The organism is Glycomyces sp. NRRL B-16210, from assembly GCF_000719515.1.
Lineage (GTDB): Bacteria > Actinomycetota > Actinomycetes > Mycobacteriales > Micromonosporaceae > Glycomyces.
Map to the genome: position 1 here is coordinate 121,633 of NZ_JOGR01000012.1, position 19,023 is coordinate 140,655.

At 68.0% G+C, this 19,023-nt stretch carries 18 protein-coding genes; 10 read left to right on the top strand and 8 right to left on the bottom strand.

What is annotated here, in order from left to right; translation table 11 throughout:
• Positions 1-1,174: 1,174 nt before the first annotated feature.
• From IF12_RS0118055 to IF12_RS0118085, 7 genes are all read right to left on the bottom strand, one after another.
• Positions 1,175-1,636: a hypothetical protein gene (locus IF12_RS0118055; RefSeq protein WP_030160876.1), complete on the bottom strand. Its 462-nt coding sequence runs from the start codon at positions 1,634-1,636 to the stop codon at positions 1,175-1,177.
• The gene (locus IF12_RS0118060) at positions 1,633-2,388 is read right to left on the bottom strand and encodes a hypothetical protein (protein WP_030160878.1); all 756 of its coding nucleotides are present in this window, start codon (positions 2,386-2,388) and stop codon (positions 1,633-1,635) included. The genes IF12_RS0118055 and IF12_RS0118060 overlap by 4 nt, the downstream gene beginning before the upstream one ends.
• A 3-nt stretch (positions 2,389-2,391) precedes the next feature.
• Positions 2,392-2,688 (bottom strand): hypothetical protein, encoded by a 297-nt coding sequence (locus tag IF12_RS0118065; RefSeq protein ID WP_030160880.1) that lies wholly within the window; start codon positions 2,686-2,688, stop codon positions 2,392-2,394.
• Positions 2,689-2,753: 65 nt separating this feature from the next.
• Positions 2,754-4,013: a hypothetical protein gene (locus IF12_RS0118070; protein WP_030160882.1), complete on the bottom strand. Its 1,260-nt coding sequence runs from the start codon at positions 4,011-4,013 to the stop codon at positions 2,754-2,756.
• Between the two features lie 404 nt (positions 4,014-4,417).
• Positions 4,418-4,849: a hypothetical protein gene (locus IF12_RS0118075; RefSeq protein WP_030160884.1), complete on the bottom strand. Its 432-nt coding sequence runs from the start codon at positions 4,847-4,849 to the stop codon at positions 4,418-4,420.
• A 5-nt stretch (positions 4,850-4,854) separates the two neighbouring features.
• Complete coding sequence (locus IF12_RS0118080; RefSeq protein WP_030160886.1) at positions 4,855-5,586, bottom strand: hypothetical protein; 732 nt, start codon at positions 5,584-5,586, stop codon at positions 4,855-4,857.
• A 6-nt stretch (positions 5,587-5,592) separates the two neighbouring features.
• A complete protein-coding gene (locus IF12_RS0118085) occupies positions 5,593-5,850 on the bottom strand; it encodes a hypothetical protein (RefSeq protein WP_030160888.1) in 258 nt (85 codons plus the stop codon).
• 314 nt (positions 5,851-6,164) lie between these two features.
• Here IF12_RS0118085 and IF12_RS0118090 point away from each other — a divergent pair, with 314 nt between their 5' ends.
• Positions 6,165-6,749, top strand: a complete 585-nt coding sequence (locus tag IF12_RS0118090; protein ID WP_030160890.1) for a DinB family protein — start codon at positions 6,165-6,167, stop codon at positions 6,747-6,749.
• Between the two features lie 321 nt (positions 6,750-7,070).
• Positions 7,071-8,501 (top strand): cellulase family glycosylhydrolase, encoded by a 1,431-nt coding sequence (locus IF12_RS24355; protein ID WP_081913724.1) that lies wholly within the window; start codon positions 7,071-7,073, stop codon positions 8,499-8,501.
• Positions 8,502-8,597: 96 nt separating this feature from the next.
• Here the strand turns inward: IF12_RS24355 and IF12_RS0118100 are convergent, their stop codons facing one another.
• On the bottom strand, positions 8,598-9,635 hold the full coding sequence (locus IF12_RS0118100) for a LacI family DNA-binding transcriptional regulator (protein ID WP_030160894.1): 1,038 nt from the start codon (positions 9,633-9,635) through the stop codon (positions 8,598-8,600).
• Positions 9,636-9,880: 245 nt separating this feature from the next.
• Here IF12_RS0118100 and IF12_RS0118105 point away from each other — a divergent pair, with 245 nt between their 5' ends.
• The 8 genes from IF12_RS0118105 (at position 9,881) to IF12_RS0118140 (ending at position 18,942) form a co-directional block, all read left to right on the top strand.
• A complete protein-coding gene (locus tag IF12_RS0118105) occupies positions 9,881-11,173 on the top strand; it encodes an extracellular solute-binding protein (RefSeq protein ID WP_030160896.1) in 1,293 nt (430 codons plus the stop codon).
• A 68-nt stretch (positions 11,174-11,241) separates the two neighbouring features.
• Positions 11,242-12,087 (top strand): carbohydrate ABC transporter permease, encoded by an 846-nt coding sequence (locus IF12_RS0118110; protein WP_081913739.1) that lies wholly within the window; start codon positions 11,242-11,244, stop codon positions 12,085-12,087.
• Positions 12,087-12,920 (top strand): carbohydrate ABC transporter permease, encoded by an 834-nt coding sequence (locus tag IF12_RS0118115; protein ID WP_030160901.1) that lies wholly within the window; start codon positions 12,087-12,089, stop codon positions 12,918-12,920. Before IF12_RS0118110 ends, IF12_RS0118115 begins: the two co-directional genes overlap by 1 nt.
• 14 nt (positions 12,921-12,934) lie before the next feature.
• Positions 12,935-15,256, top strand: a complete 2,322-nt coding sequence (locus tag IF12_RS0118120) for a glycoside hydrolase family 3 N-terminal domain-containing protein (protein ID WP_030160902.1) — start codon at positions 12,935-12,937, stop codon at positions 15,254-15,256.
• Between the two features lie 18 nt (positions 15,257-15,274).
• The gene (xylA, locus tag IF12_RS0118125; RefSeq protein WP_030160904.1) at positions 15,275-16,318 is read left to right on the top strand and encodes a xylose isomerase; all 1,044 of its coding nucleotides are present in this window, start codon (positions 15,275-15,277) and stop codon (positions 16,316-16,318) included.
• Between the two features lie 120 nt (positions 16,319-16,438).
• Complete coding sequence (locus IF12_RS0118130) at positions 16,439-17,311, top strand: hypothetical protein (protein WP_133884456.1); 873 nt, start codon at positions 16,439-16,441, stop codon at positions 17,309-17,311.
• A gap of 126 nt (positions 17,312-17,437) precedes the next feature.
• Positions 17,438-17,581 carry a hypothetical protein gene (locus IF12_RS25815; protein WP_156036853.1) on the top strand — a complete coding sequence of 48 codons (144 nt, stop codon included), beginning with the start codon at positions 17,438-17,440 and terminating at the stop codon, positions 17,579-17,581.
• Between the two features lie 122 nt (positions 17,582-17,703).
• Positions 17,704-18,942, top strand: coding sequence for an endo-1,4-beta-xylanase (locus tag IF12_RS0118140; RefSeq protein WP_051704562.1), 1,239 nt, complete (start codon positions 17,704-17,706; stop codon positions 18,940-18,942).
• The last annotated feature ends 81 nt before the right edge of the window (positions 18,943-19,023 follow it).

A 19,023-nucleotide genomic window follows, 5' to 3' on the forward strand; every position in this document is an offset into this window, starting at 1 on the left:
GGTATCGCGGCGGGTTCGAAGTGTGAATGGGGCGATAAACGGATGTTGCTAAAGGTTCCGAACAGAAGGCGAGCGTACAAGCCTGGTGTACAAGGAAACCGCGCTCCCACTTAGATCCTCAGTGGACTTGATTTCGGGCGCTGTGCACCGCTTCGGTGATCGGGCAATCGTTTGACTGCGCATCGAGGATCCGGCGCGCGGTCGGGAATGCGGCTGTGGATAAGGCGTTCTTTCATTCGGAAAGAAACATTTCTGGTCCGTTACGGTCCCGGATTTGTTAACGGTGATGTCAGTCTTTCTCCATGGAGCGGAAGAAGTTGTTCACTGAATGATCTTGCAACGTTCTCAGGGGCAGTCCCGAGTGTCGGTATGCCGACAACTCGCCGGTGTCCCGCCGCTCTTTTTGTGAAAATTCAATGATTGGGGTCGGAACCGGAGTGCGGGGAATATTCGCACGATGCTCATGTGGTCGTCGTCAACGGTTTCGACTTTCGAAACCGTTGATCACGGAAGTGTCGGTGCGGACGCGTGGGGCGCGAATCGGAAAGGGAAGTGGCGAGAAAGCAAGAGGTTATCGGAGACGGGCGCAGAAACGCCCAGGAGCAATTGAAGGCCCAGTGAGGCACAAGGGACGAGCTCAAAAAACGATGGCCGGCCACCGCCCGGTGCGCATCCGTAGAGGAGAGAAGTGTCGGACCCCCGAGCCACAGTTGAATCGGGGGGGTCCTGCGCCTCGACACGCCCGACCCCGGGGGCCGGAGGCCCAGCGCTCGCAATCGGGCCGAAGGCGCTGAGCCCGCAATCGCCGCCGCCCGCCGCGCCCTGTTGTCTGCCGCGCCTTGCCGCCCGAGTGCCGTGGGCCGACACCTCGCCACCGACCCGCCATCCGCGGCGGGCCGTGCGCCGCCAGCCGGTTCTCTCCCGCTGCGCGTCGACCTTCGCCTGTGGCTCCCAGCGTGTGTTTACACCGCCCCCCACTTGCCGGTTTGCCTTTGCCTTTGCCGAAGTGTCGGACCCCCGCGTCATTGTTGAATCGGGGGGCCCTGCGCCACGACACGCCCGACCCCGTGGGGCGGGCGCCACTTCACCCTCCCGAGCAGCACTTGCGCTCTTCACATGTGTGGGGTGGGAACCGGCTTTGCCGGTTCCCACCCCACACATGCGGCCCCCTTCCTCAGCCGAGGACCCAGACCGTCATCACCTGCTTCGCCCGTTCGATCACCGGGTCGAGGTTCGCGGCCAGCCACGGATACCTGGCCAGCTGATGCCGCAGCACCAGATACAGCGCCCGGCTCCGCTCCCGCGCCGACAGCGGCTCCATCAAATGCGGCTCCCCGTACAGGGCCCGCACCGCCGCCTCCACCGCCATGAAGTCCGGCGGCGGCTCCGTGTGCCGATCCGCCTCCCGCACCTCGGCCATGAACGCGGCCAACTCATCGGCATCCGCCGGCCCCGCCCCGAGCCCCGCCCCCGGCCCGAACCGGTACTCGACGCACACCGCGACCATGGCCCGCAGGTAATCGATCGCGATCTTGTCCCCATGCGGCCCGAACTGCGCCCGCAGCTTCGAAGCCGCATCGAGGTCAGCGGCCGCAAGGGCCTTGATGTGTCTGCGGTGCAACTGCTCGGGACTCACGACGCACACTCCTCTTTATTGTCGGGCCGCCGAACCGCCCCGCCGAACGCCGACGGCTGCGCCGGTGCCCGCTCGGACATAACCTGCCCGGCGGCGATCGGATCGACGGGCCGGGCCGCTTCGAGCGGTCCGACCTCCTGGTCGTCCGGCCCGGACACGGGCGGCTCCGGCGCGGCCGACCCCGACCGCACCGGCTCCCCGCCCGCCGGACCGCTCGGCCACTCCCGACCTCCCGCCTTACTGCCCGGCGCTTCCGAGCCCGCCGGCACCCCTCTTCCCGGAACCTCCGGCGCCACCCTTGCGTACGCCTCCACGAAGCTCGTCGAGCACACCTCCTCCGCCATCTCGAAGTGCTCGGCGAGGTCGGCGTCGCTGATCCCGGGCTCCGTCAGCTCCTCCATCACCGCCCACATGTACCCCGCCTGCTCGTTGAACGGAATCTCCGCGAGCAGATGGCCCTCATCGAAACAGGCCCGGATCATCGCCTCGGCGTGCAGCGCCCTGAACGTTCCGCCCTCCCGATAGTGCTTGTCGTGCAACCGCTTCGTGAGTTCGGCAAGGTCACACGGGTCCGGCGCGGTCCCCAACTCGTCGAACACCACCGACGCCAGCAGGTGCAGCACGAACAGCAGATGCGCCGCCTCCCCCTCCCGCCCGAGCCGCGCCGCGAGGCGGCGCGCCCCGGCCGTGTCGCCGCGCAGACGCGCGGTCGCATGAGCCCGATACAAGGCCCTGGTCGATTCATCGTGCACGGCTCATCCCTCGCATTCCCGTTGGACCGCAGCCCAGACCGTCATCGCCTCCCGCTTCAGCGCGGCCGAGTTCCCGCCCGTCCGCGCCCATTCCAGGTGAGCCGTCTCCGTGACGTGCAGCTCCGGTTTCCCCGCCGCGAGCCCCGTGAGGTAACCCAGAACCGGCGGGTCGACCTCGGCGAACGCCACCCACAGCTTCGGCATCTCCGTCAACGTTCCGAATTGGACGGACCGACCGGCGACCGTCGCCTCCGCCAACATCGTCAGCGCCTTGGCATCCAGGCCCGAGGTGGTGCGCACGGGCAGTGGAATCTCGGCGAGCGCCCTCGCATATTTCGCTCGAAGACGATGCGGTGCAAGCCTTCCTACGCCCATGCCGCACCTCCGGCGAAATCGATGATCGGCGCGCTCGCGTTCGAGCCCGCGCCGCGTGCGCGCTGTGCGCCCCGGATCGCCTGTGCGAACCGGGAGGTCCGCACGGCGTGGTCAGTGCGGTCCACACGTTCGCGCCGCGAGTCGGGAACCGGGCCGGGTCGGTCGTCACCCTTGCGAGGCAAGGGGATCGCCGGAGGACCGGCGGGCGCCGGTGCCGCTGTCGGGCGAGTGGTCTTGCGCAGCAGCCAGGAGATGCGCCGAAGGGACCGACCGAATCGGCTCGGTGTCCTTGCCTCGCTTGCGGTGTCGGCCTTCGTTCGGTGCGCCGCTGCGAGGTCGGTGGACTTGTCGAGGAACCGGACCCAGGCGTCCTCCCGCAGCTTGTCGAACCGGTGCGGCGTCTCGGGACCGCCGGGCGAGGGCCGCCCGACCTCAGGCCAGAACCGGGACTCCTTGCGAGGCCCGGGAGTGGGCCGACCCGACGCGCTCGGCGGCTCGGGAGGCCGACGGTCATCGCGCCGCCCCCGGGACCGTTCCCGCGAGCCGCCGTCCTCGCTCGCCTCGACCGATTCGGCAGTCCCGCCCGCCATCGACCCCCGGCTGACCGCCGCCAACCTGGTGGTGTCGGTTGTTCCAGGCACATCGGCGGCATCGGCGGCTTCGACTGCGTTGACCGCGTCGACGGCTCCAACGGCTCCGGCGGCTCGGACGGTTCCGGTGGCTCCGGCGGTTCCGGCGGACCCGACCGTTCCAGTCGCTCCGACCGGCCTGCGAAGCCCGGCCAGCTTGGCCAGCCGGGCGAGTTCGGCCGCTTCAGCGGCCTCGCGGGCCCGGGTGATGCGGGTGCGGCGCTCGTAGAGGGCCTCGGCGTCGTCGGCCCAGGCGGCCTTCTCCGGGTCCTCCTCGATTTCGGACCACGTGATCGGGTCGGGGAGCTCGTCGCGGCGGTGACGTCCGGTGCGCCGGTCGGGGAACCAACCGGGGGAGCCGAACGGGCCCGGGTCGAGCACGTCGTAAGGACGGTTCCAGTCGATGACCCAGTCGTCGCCCGGCTTGTGCCGCAGGTGGTCGGGTTCGTGGTGCGGCGATGCGGGGTCGGTCGGGGTCGGTGCGGGACCGGTGGAGGCCGCCGGGGACGGGACGGAAGTCGGCCCGGTGTAGGCGGCGGAATCGGTGTTGAGGCTCCCGGCGGAGTCGCGGGAATGGCTGTTTTCAGGTACGCCCGAATAGCGTATCGTCGTAGACGACACGGAAGGTCTCCTTCTGTTGTCGGGCCGCCCGGTGGAGCAGATTGGTAGTCAGTGACCACCGGGCGGCGTTTAACATTCTGGCCTATCGATAAAGGCCGATACAAGCTGGATGCCTCGTAAGTTTCTCCGTTCGAGACGTAAGCATTTGGACCGTCAGCAGTAAAACGCTGGCGTATGTCCGATGATGACTCAACAATCAGGCCAGTGTCAACCAACGGGACAAATGTGTCCAGAACTATTTTGAAACCCGTTGCGCCACAACGAAGATGGAACGGCCCGAATCAGCAGGCCATAAGGGTAAGGGCTCTGCGGCTACGCCGCAGGGCCCTTACCCAAGCTATGGTGATTCACCGATCCGCTCAGCCCTCACGCTGCCATTCAGTGCCGAGAAGTTCGGCCCGGCCCTATTCGTCTTCGCTGTCGGTGAGGTCGATGACCTCATCGATGAACGAATCCTTCTCCTCGGCCGAAAGGTCCTGCTCGGTCATGAGGGCATACGGAAGCATAAGCAGAAGCTGTTGAACCAGTGCGATATCGAGGCCGTCGAGCAACCCCTCTTCGCCCCGGCCGGAACGGATCATCGCTTCGACCACGGTCGGCTTCAGCAGATCTGCGGCGCCGGGGAACCGATCCGCCAGGCCGCGACTGTAGGCGGCCACTTCGGCGTAGGTCGAACCAGCGGGGAAGCGCCGCGCGGCGGCGATCGCGAGCGCGGAACCCGCGAGTGCGTACGCCCTGGCGGGACCGATCCGCGCGGCGATCTCCCTCGGGTTCTCGGATCCTTGGGTGATCATCGCGGTCAGCAGCGCGACTTCATCGGGGTTCCTATCCGCCATGTCCCTCAATCTTCCTTATCCCGGAGGTGTTTTCGCTCAAATTGTCGCACGATGGGCTGGATCGCCTTTGCGACCACGACCGATGCCACGAAGGTCGCCATGACCGCGCCGCCGCCGCTGACCTTGGGGGCGGGCATCTCGGTCGAGACGGGCCCGCGCGAGCTCTGGGTCTCGGAGACGGCGTTCTGCTGGGCCTTCGCAGGCGAGGGCTCACCGAAGAACGCCTCCCAGGCGGAGTCGAACTGCTGCCCGAAGGTCTTCGTCGCATCCTCGACTTGATCCGCTTTGCCGACCGCCTCTTGGAAGAGGGCCTTACCTTTTCTGCGCCTTGGCGGTTCGAGAAGGTCGTCGCCGGTCGGTTTCGGGGCCTCCCGCAGATGCGGCGGGACCGCATCCAGCCCGGCCTTCGGTGCGCCCGTTCTCTCATCAAACTGCGTGAGCGGCACGATCGCGCCCGAACCCTTCGCCCCGGGCCCGATCCTCCCATGAACGGCCGACATGACCGCCCAATGCGCTTTGACCAACGTCCCATCCAAGGCCGCCAGAATCGACTGCGCCTCCTCAACCTGCCCGACCGCGCGCCGCGCGTGCCCGGCAGACCGCACCAGCCCGAGCCGCTCGATCGCCCCTGCGACAATCTCAGCCTGGCCCTTCGCCGAATTGATCGGCCCCGCCAGCGCGGCGAACCTCGCCCGGTCGGCCTCGATCTGCGCGGCCAACTCCAACAGATTCGCCACCGCGCCTTACCCCTGCTTCGCGGCCTCGGCGCTCGCCCTCGCCTCGTTCAACTTGTTCGCCAACGCCGCCGCCAGGGCACTGGCCTCCTCCAACTGGTCCTTGCAGACCCCGACAGCCGCCGCCGCACCTTCAATGCTCAATGCCTGCGTCTGCCCCAGGGTCTCCTCGGTAATCGCCTTGGTGCCCTCGATCTGACCTTGCACCTCGGTCGCCGCCTCCGAGTTCGCCGCGATCGACGCGATCACTTCATCAAGACTCGCCATGACAGGGGCCTTCCATTCCGAGGGAAACCGTCTACTCGAACGCGCAACACGTTGCGCGCGTTCGGTCACCGCGACCCTACCGGAAAATCCCACTGCACACATCCCCCGGCATCGCACGTGATCGCGACCGTCCTTTGCGTCGTGAAAGCCGGGAAAGAGGGCCCGAAGCCGGTTGTCGTGGCGCTGAGATGTTGAATCCGCCTTGCCGCTTGGGAAGCGTCGAATGGATTCGAGTTTCGGCCCGCCCGTCCACCATCCCGCTTGACCATCCCGCTTGACCATCGCGAGTAGTGCCCGTGGCAGACTTATGCCGCATGATCGATGCATTCGCGAAAGACAACCTGCACGGGAGACTGCGGCGGGACCGCGAGGCGCTGCTGTGGAAGCTCGACGGCCTGTCCGAATACGACGCCCACCGACCTTTGACAGCGACCGGGACCAGCCTCCTCGGCCTGGTCAAACACGTGGCTACCGTCGAGGCCAGGTACTTCGGCGAGGTCCTTGGCCGCCCTTCCCCCGAACCGCTGCCCCGTTGGCAGGACTCGGACGGCTCAGACCTGTGGGCGACCGAGGACGAGACCCGCGATCAGATCATCGGGTTCTACCGGCGCACGTGGGAACACTCGGACGCGACGATCGACGAGCTTCCCCTCGACGCCCCCGGCCACGTGCCGTGGTGGCCGGAACCTTTTGCCGACACCAACCTGTTCGCCGTCATGGTCCATGTCCTCGGCGAGTGCATCCGGCATGCTGGGCACGCCGATATCCTGCGCGAGGGCCTTGACGGCCGGACCGGGTTGCGCGCCGAGCACGAGAGGCAGATCGACGAGGAAGCCCGTGCGGCCTACCGCGCGAAGATCGAGCAGGCCGCCAGGTCGGCCGCAGCAATCAAAGCATAGGGCCGGAGTCGGTTGGAGTGCAAGGCATCTGGCAATGATCATGCGTGGAGCAGATCGACGGGCGCCTTGTACCCGATGGGTTGTGGGGGATCACCGAACCGCTCATCCCGGTTTCGCCGAACGGTCCTAGGCCGTCTACGCAGGGGTGCCGAGTTCTCCGCGGATTCGCGGAGGGGTTGACTCATCGGCCATATATTGGCAAACTTCAATGTACGAATATGGGAGCGCTTCCGCTTTTGCTTCCCCATCGCTTCGGGCACTGGAGGAAACCCGACTGCCCGGCACTCGATCGGCCGCGACAGGTCAACGAAGGACAGGAACATGCAACTCACACGTAGAGGCAGAAGACCGACGATCGTGGCCGCGGCCGCCGCCGTGCTCGGGGCGAGCGCACTGACCATGGTTGCGGCCCAGAGCGCCAGCGCCGCGGAAGGCTGCGAGGTCGACTACAACGTCATCAGCGACTGGGGCTCGGGCTTCCAGGCGAACATCAGCATCACCGCCGGCGAGCCGATCGACGGCTGGACGGTCGAGTGGGACTTCACGGGCGCTGTCTCCGGCATCAGCGCCTGGAACGTCACCGACTACTCCCTGAACGGCTCGCACTTCCAGGCCTCGGACGCGGGCTGGAACGGCGCGATCGCCTCGGGCCAGACCCAGGAGGTCTTCGGCTTCACCGCCAGCGGCTCCTCGGGCGAGATCGCCAACGTGATCGTCAACGGCACCGCCTGCGGCGAGCAGACCGACCCCGATCCCACCGACCCCGACCCGACCGACCCGGACCCCACGGACCCGGACCCGACCGATCCCGACCCCACCGACCCTGACCCCGACCCGACCGACCCCGCTCCGGCGGGCACGCCGGTCGAGGAGCACGGGAACCTGCACGTCTGCGGCTCCAACATGTGCAATGAGGACGGTCAGGCGATCCAGCTGCGCGGCATCTCCAGCATGTGGCTGCACTGGCAGACCCAGCCGTACGCGCAGAACCTCTCCGCGCTCGAATGGATGCGCGACAACTGGAACATCGAGGTGTTCCGCGTGGCCATGGGCGTCGAGCCCGAGGGCGCCTACCTCTCCGACCCGGACCTGTGGCGCGGCGAGGTCGAGACCGTCATCCAGAACGCGGAGGCCGCGGGCGTCTACGTGATCGTGGACTTCCATGCGCACGAAGCGCATCAGCACCAGGCGGCGGCGGTCGCGTTCTTCGCCGACCTCGCCGAGCGCTACGGCCACTTGCCGAACGTGATCTGGGAGCCCTACAACGAGCCCGAGAGGGTCTCGTGGGGCACGATCAAGCCGTACCACGAGGCCGTGGTCGCGGCGATCCGCGCGCAGGACCCGGACAACATCATCGTGCTCGGCACGCCGAACTGGTCGCAGTACGTGGACGACGCGGCCGCCGACCCGGTGTCCGGCACGAACCTGATGTACACGCTGCACTTCTACTCGTGCACGCACGACGGCTGGCTCCGCGACAGGGCCGATGCGGCGATCAATGCGGGCCTGGCCCTGTTCGTCACCGAGTGGGGCGCGAGCCACGCCGACGGCGGGCTCGACGGACTGGTCTGCCTCGACGAGGCGCAGATCTGGATCGACTGGATGGAGGCGAACCAGGTCTCCTGGGTCGCATGGAAACTGGACGTCGGCAACGACTCCACGAACCTCCTGTCGCCCGGAGCTCCCGTCACGGGAGGCTGGGACAACTACCTGAACGGTCACGCGCCCTTCGTGATCGACAACCTGCCGTAATCGATTCCAAGGCGCGGACCCCGCGCCGAAACGGACGCCCCGCCCGCTGGTTTCACCGGCGGGCGGGGCGTCCGCGTTCACGAGCGGGCCCGCCGCTCACCGCCTCGGCGGGGTCGTGGACGCTCTGACGACCAGGCCCGTGGCGAGTTGGACGTGGTGGGAGTCGGGGACCTTGCCGTCGGCCAGTTCGAGGACCGTCCTCGCCGCCACGCGGCCCATCTGGCGCAGCGGCTGACGCACCGTCGTGAGTGGAGGGTCGGTCCAGGCGGCGCTGTAGGTGTCGTCGAAGCCCACCAGGCTCAGGTCCTCGGGCACGTGCAGCCCCCGCGACCGGGCCTCGCGCAGCGCGCCGACGGCCATGGTGTCGTTGGCCGCGAAGATCGCCGTCGGCGGGTCGTCCAGGTCCAGTAGCGCGGCGGCCGCGCGCCCGCCGGACTCGGCGTCGTAGCGCCCCGACCCGGTGAGCCTCGGGTCCGGGTGGATCCCGGCGGTCTCCAGCGCCTCGCGGTACCCGTGGAGCCTTTCGCGCCCGAACACCGACCCGGGCGGGCCGCCGATGAAGCCGATCCGCGTGTGCCCCAGGTCGATCAGGTGCCTGGTGGCCTGCACGCCCCCGGCCCAGTTGGTCGCGCCCACGCTGGTCACGCGGTCGTCGAGCGGGTTGACCGGGTCGATGACGACCAGGTGCAGTCCGAGGTTCTCGCAGGTCTCGATCTCCGCGCCGGTCAGCTCCGAGGTCACCACGATGAGTCCTATGTGGCCTCTCGCGGCGATGCCCTTGATGCGGCCGGTGCCCAGCGAGAGGGCCGAGGCGCCGCTCTCCTCGGCGAGGACGCTGGTCACCACGTCGACCCCCTGCACCGCGGCCCCGCTGATGACGCCGTCGAGCACGTACAGCGAGTACATGTCGAGGATGTTGTCGAACACGACGTGCACCGCCCCCCGCGCCTGCGGGTCGCGCGGGCCCGTGGTGGGGGTGTAGCCCAGTTCCTCGATCACCCGCCGCACGTGCCGCCGCGTCTCCTCCGACACCCCGGGGCGCCCATTGAGCACTTTGGACGCTGTGGCCTTCGAGACGCCCGCGCGCTCGGCAACGGCCGCGAGCGTCGCCCGGCTCTCGGCGGGCGCCGTCATCGCAGGTACCTCGGCTTCGGTGAGTCCAGCATGTTCACCAGTTTACGAAACAGATTCCATATGTGTCACCTGGGCTGGCATAATCATCCTTGGTCACCGTGGGGACCGAGCGGATTTTTTTACGCTTCCGTAACTTGACGCACTCCAAAGCCGAGCGTAAGTTGGAAACGCAAGGAAACCAGTATGAAACTGTTTCGTTCATATCGGTCCGGTCCCTCGGCCGGACCCGAGAAAGGATTCCAGCAATGAAGCTCGGAACTCGCCGCCGTTCGGTCCTGGCCCTCGGCGCAGCAGCCCCCGTCATCGCCACGCTCGGCGCGTGCGGCAACCAGCCCGGAGCCGGCGACGGCGCCACCGCATGGGGCCTCACCGGCGGCGCCGAAGAGGCCATGCGCGCCTCCTTCGAAGCCTGGAACGAGGCCAACCCGGACGACCAGATCACCGCCGAATACTTCGCGAACGACGCGTACAAGGAGAAGATCCGCACCGCGATCGGCTCCGGCAACGCCCCCACCCTCGTCTTCGGCTGGGCCGGCGCGACGCTGGCCGACTACGTCGCCAACGACCAGGTCGTCGACATCACCGAGTCCACCAGCGCGCTCACCGAGCGGCTCCTGCCCTCGGTCGCCCAGGTCGGCGAGGTCGACGGCAAGGTCTTCGCCGTCCCGAACAACCAGTCGCAGCCGGTCGTCTTCTACTTCAACAACGAGGTCCTCCAGGCCGCCGGGACCTCCGTCCCCGAGACCTGGACCGAACTGCTCGCCGCCGTCGAGGCCCTCAAGGCCGCCGACGTCGTCCCGATCGCCCTCGCCGGCCAGAGCGTGTGGCCCGAACTCATGTGGATCTCCTACCTCGCCGACCGCGTCGGCGGCGAGGACGCCTTCCAGCGCGTCCTCGACGGCGAAGCGGGCGCCTGGTCGCACCCGGACATGATCCGCGCCGCCGAGATGATCACCGAGCTGGTCGACGCCGGGGCCTTCGGCAACGGCTTCGCGTCCGTCGTCGCCGACGCCGGCGCCGACCACGCGCTGGTCTCCACCGGCAAGGCCGGGATGATCCTCCAGGGCTCCTGGATCTACCCCGAGTTCCTTACCAACGCACCGGATCTCGTCGCGAACGGCGACCTGCTGTTCTCGACCTTCCCGGTCGTCGAGGACGGCAAGGGCGACCCGAGCAACATCGTCGGCAACCCGGCCAACTACTGGTCGGTCAGCGCCAACGCCAGCGAGGACGCCCAGGCCAGCGCCACCGCCTACCTGTCCGAGGCCGTCTACGACGACGAGCACATCGACTCGCTGCTCGCCATCGGCGCCGTCCCGCCGGTCGCCGGCCTCGAGGACCGCATCGCCGAGGAGGACGACCCGGCCTTCCTCGACTTCACCTACGCGATGGTCCGCGACGCCGCGCACTTCGAGCTGTCGTGGGACCAGGCCATCCCGTCCGACCAGGCGCAGGAGCTGCTGAACAACCTCAGCCGCCTGTTCCTCGGCGAACTGAGCGCCGAGGAGTTCGCCGCGGCGATGGACGCCACGCTGTGACCATCGGTTCTGCCGAGACCCGCCCGAGTGCGCGCCGCCGCGCGCGCTCGGCCGGGCCCTCCCCATGGATGGCCGCACCCGCGCTGATCGTCTTCGGGATCTTCGCGATCGTGCCGCTGTTCGGCGTCGCGGCCCTGTCCCTGGTCCACTGGGACGGGCTCGGCGCGATCACCTGGGCCGGGTTCGACAACTGGACCGCAGCCGCCGAGGACCCGGTCTCGCGCAACGCCCTGTGGCTCACCGTCAAGCTCACCGTCCTCTGTGTCCTCTTCCAGGCCCCGATCAGCCTGCTGCTCGGCGTGTTCCTCGCCGGGCGCCAGCGCTACCGGGCCCTGCTCGCGACCCTGTTCTTCCTGCCGCTGCTGTTCAGCTCCGCGGCCGTGGCCATCACCTTCACGGCCCTGCTCGACCCGAACTTCGGCGCCGGCTCGGCCCTGGACATCCCGCTGCTCACCCAGAACTGGCTCGGCGACCCCGACCTGGCGCTGTACGTGGTCGTGTTCGTCATCGGCTGGTGCTTCATCCCGTTCCACACGCTCATCTACCAGGCGGGCACGCGCCAGATCCCCAGGGAGCTGTACGAGGCCTCCCGTATGGACGGTGCGAGCCCGGTGCAGCAGTTCTTCAACATCACGCTGCCGATGCTCAAGTACACGATCGTCACCTCGACCACGCTGATGACGGTGGGCTCGCTGACCTACTTCGACCTCATCTTCGTGCTCACCGGCGGCGGTCCCGGCAACGCCACGCGCGTGCTGCCGCTCGACATGTACCTCACCGGGTTCCGCTCCTACGACATGGGCCGGGCCAGCGTCCTCGCGCTCGTCCTGGTCGCCGTGGGCCTCGCGGTCTCCTTGGGCCTCAACCGGATCACCGGCGCGAACCGCATGGACAGCCAGTCGGAGGGCTCGTGATGACCAGCCAGCGCAACGAAAACCGGCCGAACGTCCTCGGCGCGGCCCTCTCATGGCTGTGGCTCGCCGTGATCATCCTGCCGATCTACTACATCTTCATCACCAGCCTGCGCCCGCGCGAGGACTACTACAGCGAGAACCCGCTGTCGTGGCCCTCGAACGCGACGCTCACCGCCTACCAGCGGGTGCTGGAGAACGACTTCCTGCGGTTCTTCTTCAACAGCGTGGTCGTGACCGCCGCGGCGGTGACCGTCACGCTCGCCGTGTCGATCATGGCCGCCTACGTCGTCGTCCGCAGCCGGAACCGCTTCGGGCGCAACCTCTTCCGCGTCGCGCTGCTCGGGATCGCCATCCCGATCCAGGCCGCGATCATCCCCGTCTACTACCTGATCGTCCAACTCGGACTGTACGACACGCTGTGGGCGCTGATCCTGCCGTCGATCGCGTTCTCGATCCCGTTGACGCTCTTGATCCTCACGAACTTCCTGCGGGAGATCCCCGGATCGCTGTTCGAGTCGATGCGCATGGACGGCGCGACCGAGTGGAAGATCCTGCTGCGCCTGGTGGTCCCGCTCTCGCGGCCCGCGCTCGCGACCGTCGGCGTGTACCAGGCCCTCCAGGTGTGGAACGGGTTCCTGTTCCCGCTGGTGCTCACCCAGAGCGCCTCGACGCGGGTGCTCCCGTTGTCGCTGTGGAGCTTCCAGGGGCAGTTCGGGGTCGACGTGCCCGCGGTCCTGGCGGCCGTGGTCCTGTCGGTCCTGCCGATGCTCGCCGCCTACATCATCGCCCGACGCCAGCTCGTGTCCGGCCTGACCGCCGGATTCGGCAAGTAGAAAGAGAGCCGACCATGGTTGAGACCACCGGCGAAACCTGGCACGATCCCGCCGTCCCCGTCGACGACCGGGTGGAGGCCCTGCTGGCGGCGATGACCTTGCGGGAGAAGCTCGCCCAGCTCGGCGGCTTCTGGGAGCCGCAGGAGGGCGAGGGCGTCGACGGCGACGTGGCGCCGATGGAGGACGCCATGGACGGCGGCCCCCGCACCATCGAGGCGGCCTCGGTGCACGGCCTCGGGCAGATCACGCGGGCGTTCGGCACCAAGCCGATCGAGCCGGCCGAAGGCGCCGCGGCGCTGGAGCAGATGCAGCGCGGCATCGTCGCGCGCACCCGGCTCGGCATCCCGGCGATCGCCCATGAGGAGTGCCTGACCGGGTTCACCACCCTCGGGGCGACGGTCTATCCGACCTCGCTGGCGTGGGCCGCGACGTTCTCGCCGGAGCTGATCGGGCGCATGGCCTCGCGGATCGGTGCGGACATGCGGGCGGTCGGCGTGCACCAGGGTCTCGCGCCGGTGCTCGACGTCGTGCGCGACTACCGTTGGGGCCGTGTCGAAGAGACCATGGGGGAGGACCCGTACCTCGTCGCCACCCTCGGGACCGCCTACGTGCGCGGGCTCCAGGAAAGCGGGATCATCGCGACCCTGAAGCACTTCGCGGGCTACTCGGCCTCGCGCGGGGCGCGCAACCACGCGCCGGTCCCGATGGGCCCCAGGGAGTTCGCGGACGTGATCCTGCCGCCGTTCGAGATGGCCGTGCGCCTGGGTGCCGTCCGCTCGGTGATGAACTCCTATTCGGACGTCGACGGGGTGCCCGCCGCCGCGAACGGCGAACTGCTCACCGGGATCCTGCGCGACCAGTGGGGCTTCACCGGCACCGTGGTCTCCGACTACTGGTCGATCCCGTTCCTGGACATGATGCACCGCGTGACCGAGAACCGCGTGGACTCCGGCGTCGCGGCGCTCGAAGCGGGCCTCGACGTGGAACTGCCGACGATCGACGCTTATGCGCAGCTCACGAGCGCCGTCGAGTCGGGCGTGCTCAAAGAGTCCGTTGTGGACACCGCGGTGCGGCGGGTGCTGCGGCAGAAGGCCGAACTCGGCCTGCTCGACCGGGACCCGGACCTCGCCGCCCCGGACGCGGGCGTCGACCTCGACAGCGCCGGCAACCGCGCCCTCGCCGCCGAGATCGCCGAGAAGTCCGTGGTCCTGCTGGACCACAACGGAATCCTGCCGCTCAAGAACGTCGCGAACCTCGCCCTGGTCGGACCGACCGCGGCGGACCCGCGCACGTTCCTCGGCTGCTACTCCTTCCCCAACCACGTGCTCTCCCGCTACGAGGAGCACGGCACGGGGATCGCGATCCCCTCGCTGCTCGACGCGCTCCGCGCCGAGCTGCCCGAGGCGCAGATCGCTTACGAGCAGGGCGTTCCGGTGCGCGAACTCGACCGCTCCGGCATCGCCGCCGCGGTCGAGGCCGCCACCGCCGCGGAGGTCGCGGTGGTCGCCGTCGGCGACCTCGCGAGCCTGTTCGGGCGCGGCACCTCCGGCGAGGGCTGCGACGCCGCCGACCTGGCCCTCCCCGGTGTCCAGGCCGAACTCGTCGAGGCCGTGCTCGCCACCGGTACGCCCGTCGTGCTCGTTGTCGTCTCGGGGCGGCCGTACGCGCTCGGCGACTTCGCCGACCGCTGCGCCGCCATCGTCCAGGCGTTCCTGCCCGGAGAGGAAGGCGGCCAGGCGATCACCGGTGTCCTCACCGGACGGATCAACCCAAGCGGGCATTTGCCCGTGGGGGTCCCGAAGTCGGCGGGCGGCCAGCCCGGCACCTATCTGGCGCCGCCGCTCGGCCAGTACAGCGAGGGCGTGTCCAATATCGACCCGACGCCGCTCTTCGCGTTCGGTCACGGCCGCTCGTACACCGAGTTCGCCTACAGCGACCTGGAACTGAGCGCCGAGACCATCGCTGCGGACGGCTCGGTCGACATCGCGGTGACGGTCGCCAACACCGGCGACCGCCACGGCGAGGATGTCGTGCAGCTCTACCTGTCCGACGAGGTCGCCCAGGTGACCCGGCCGGTGCGCGAACTCGTCGGCTACGCCCGCGTGGCCCTCGAAGCCGGTGCGGCGCAGCGCGTCGTCTTCACCCTCCACGCCGACCGCACCTCCTTCACCGGACGCGAGGGCAGGCGCATCGTCGAGCCCGGCGCGTTCACCGTCGCAGTCGGCCACTCCAGCGCCGACCTGCCGCTCTCGGAGCGGTTCCGCATCGAAGGCGCGGTCCGCGCGGTGGACGGCGAACGCGTCCTCACCACCGATGTCCGCACCACCGACCACTGATACCAAGGGAGACACAGCATGAGCGATCAATTTGCACCTACGCCGGAGGACAAGTTCTCTTTCGGGATCTGGACGGTGGGTTGGGCGGCGCAGGACGTGTTCGGTTCGGCGACGCGTGCGGCGATGAGTGCCGATCGTGCGGTGCGCGAGCTGGCGGCGATCGGCGCGAACCTGTTCTCCCATCCGGTGTTCAAGGACGGCGGGTTCACGCACAACGACCGGGAGGTGCGCCGGTTCGCCATCGGCAAGGTGATCCGCAATATCGATCTGGCCGCTGAGTTGGGGGCGCAGGTGTATGTGGCCTGGGGCGGGCGTGAGGGCGCCGAGTCCGGCGGGTCCAAGGACGTGCAGTCGGCGATGTCGCGGATGAAGGAGGCGTTCGACGTCCTCGGCGACTATGTCGTCTCCCAGGGGTATGACCTGCGGTTCGCGATCGAGCCGAAGCCGAACGAGCCGCGCGGGAACATCCTGCTGCCCACCCTCGGCCACGCGCTGGCGTTCATCAACGAGCTCGAGCGCCCCGAGTTGACCGGGATCAATCCGGAGATCGGGCATGAGGAGATGGCCGGGCTCGACTACGCCGCGGGGATCCGCCAGGCGTTGTGGCACGGGAAGCTGTATCACATCGATTTGAACGGGCAGACCGGTCCGCGGTATGACCAGGATCTGCGGTTCGGTGCGGGGAATGTGGGCGGGGCGTTCTGGACCGTCGACGCGGTCGAGGAGGGTATCGCGAAGGGTCAGTACACCGGGCCGATCCACTTCGACTTCAAGCCGCCGCGGACCGAGGACGATGCGGGCGTGTGGGTCTCGGCTGCCGCGTGCATGAGGAACTACAAGATCCTCCAGGCGAAGGTGAAGGCCTTCCGGGCCGACCCTGAGGTGCAGGAGGCGCTCCGGGACGCCCGGGTCGACCAGTTGGCCGTCCCGACCCTGGCCGAGGGTGAGACGTGGGCGGATGTGAAGGACGTCGAGGTGGATGTCGAGGGTCTGGCGGCGAAGGGGATGGCGTTCGAGCGTCTCGACCAGCTCGCCCTGGAACACCTCTACGGCGTCCGCTAAGCGGCACAACCGAACAACAGCGATGAGCCCGGGGCGACCCCCCGGGCTCATGCGCAACTGTCACAAAAGTGACAGTGTCGCTCAACGGAAGTCGATTCGCGAATCTCTAGCCTCGGCAATGTGGTTACATACCAACACGAAATCCCGTTGCGCCTCCTACAGGCCAACCCGAAACTCGCCACCGAGCTCTACTGTGGGCTGCTGGGCGAACGACTCCCCGAGTACACCGACATCCAAGTGGGCTCAGAGGCCCTGACCCGCTGCGACAGGCCGCTGGAGCGGAACTGCGACAACCTCGAAGTGTTCCTCTCCGGCGACGAGCCGGTCTTCGCGCTGATCTTCGAGGTCCAGCGCGCCGAGGACCCGGAGAAGCTCTACACCTGGCCGGACTACCTGATCTCGGCGAGGTCGCGGCTGCGCTGCCCGGTGGCGCTGGTCGTGATCTGCCCGGACGAGAAGACGGCCCGGTGGGTGCGCCACGGCGTGGACACCGGTCACCCGGGCTTCGTCCTGATCCCGCTCGTCATCGACCCCAGTCAGATCCCGGTGATCACCGATCCCGACCAAGCCCGCGAATCCATCGAGATGGCGATCTACTCGCTGATGGCCCACGGCGAGGGTCCGAAAGGCGAGGCGATCATGCGGGCCTGCTACGCGGCAATGCCGAATCTCGACCCAAACGTGCAGGCCAGATACACTGAATTCGCAGTCAACGCGCTTTCGGGCGAGGCGCGGGAGCTAATGGAGGCACTCATCATGGCAGACAAGACTCAGTTCGGCAGCACCATCTTCGACCGTGTCAGAGCCGAAAGCCGGGCCGAGGGCGCGGTCGACGGCGAGCGCAGCGCCCTGCTGCTGATCCTCAAGGCCCGTGGGTTCGAGGTGGACGAGTCGGACAGGGCCCGGATCGAGTCTTGCGACGACATCGACCAGATCCAGCAGTGGCTGGTCCGCGCCACCAACGCCAGTAGCCTCGCCGAGGTCCTCGAATGAATGCCCGGCCGCCGATGACCGGAGGTGATCGACGTATCGAGTAGGCCCTTCCGCGGAGCCGAGATCTTGGCTCGTGTGAATGCTGCGCAACTTGCCGAAAACGAGCTCCAAGGATTCCGAAACTCGTTGCTGCTGGTTCTCGAAGCGCGGGGACTGGCGGTGAACGACTCGACCAGAGTCCTGATCGAGTCCTGCGACAAGCCCGACCAGCTCGGCCAATGGGTGGTCCGAGCCTGCAACGCGAAATGCCTCTGCCAGATCTTCGGCTAGGAGCATTCGAATTCAGCCGGGCCCGGAGCGATAGTTCCGGGCCCGGGATATCGAATTGCGGCTTTTCGGCCGCTTGAATATCAACTGCATCAGGTCCCCTTTTTATGGAAGGCACTCCTCCGATGACCGCTTCACCGCTCGACCGCGTCATCCGCTCCCACCGCGCCGCGGACGCCGTCCTCACGCTCACCGACGCCGACGGGCCCATCGCCGGCCGCGAAGTCCGCCTCGAACAGACCCGCCACAAGTTCCTCTTCGGCTGCACCGGCTTCGAGTTCGAGGCCCTCGCCAACGGCGACTCCAAGGACCCCGACCGCGACGCCCTCCTCGCCGAGCGCTGGGAAGGCCTCTTCAACTTCGCGACCCTTCCCTTCTACTGGGGCCGTTACGAACCCGAGCGCGGCAACCCGAACACCGAGCGGACCCTGAACACCGCCCGCTGGTTCGCCGACCGCGGCCACCCCGTCAAGGGTCACCCGCTCGCCTGGCACACCGTCACCGCCGACTGGCTCCTCGACCTCGACAACGCCGAGATCGCCGCCGCCCAGGTCGACCGCATCCGCCGCGAGGTCGAGGGCTTCGCCGGCGTCATCGACATGTGGGACGTCATCAACGAGGTCGTCATCATGCCGATCTTCGACAAGTACGACAACGGCATCACCCGCCTGTGCCGCGACATCGGGCGGATTCCCATGGTCCGCATGGTCTTCGACGCCGCCCGCGAATCCAACCCGAGCGCGGTGCTGCTGCTCAACGACTTCGACATGTCCTCGGCGTACGAATGCCTCATCGAAGGCGTCCTCGAAGCGGGCATTCGAATTGACGTCCTCGGGCTCCAAAGCCATATGCACCAGGGCTACTGGGGCGAGGAGAAGACCCTCGGCATCCTCGACCGCTTCTCCCGCTACGGCCTTCCGATCCACTTCACCGAGACCACGATCGTCTCCGGCGACATCATGCCGCCCGAGATCGTCGACCTCAACGACCACCAGGTCGACGAGTGGCCCTCCACCCCCGAGGGCGAGCAGCGCCAGGCCGACGAGATCGAGCGGCACTACAAGACCCTCCTGTCGCACCCCTCCGTCGAGGCCATGACCTACTGGGGCATGTCCGACGGCGGCTGGCTCGGCGCGCCCGGCGGGTTCCTCCGCGTCGACGGCAGCATCAAGCCCTCCTACGAGCGGCTGCACGCCCTCGTCAACGACGAATGGGGCACCGACGAGACCGTCCGCACCGACGACCAGGGCCGCGTGAGCTTCAACGGGTTCCTCGGCGACTACCGCGTCACCTGCGGCGACGCCGCCGCGGACTTCAAACTCGACGCCCCCGGCGAAGCGGAGCTGACACTCGACCTCTCCTGAGACGGTTTGAGACTTATGTGACACCCGAGGCGTGGGAGGGTGCCCATGCAGTGGTGATGCAGGTGGGGTACGTGTATATGA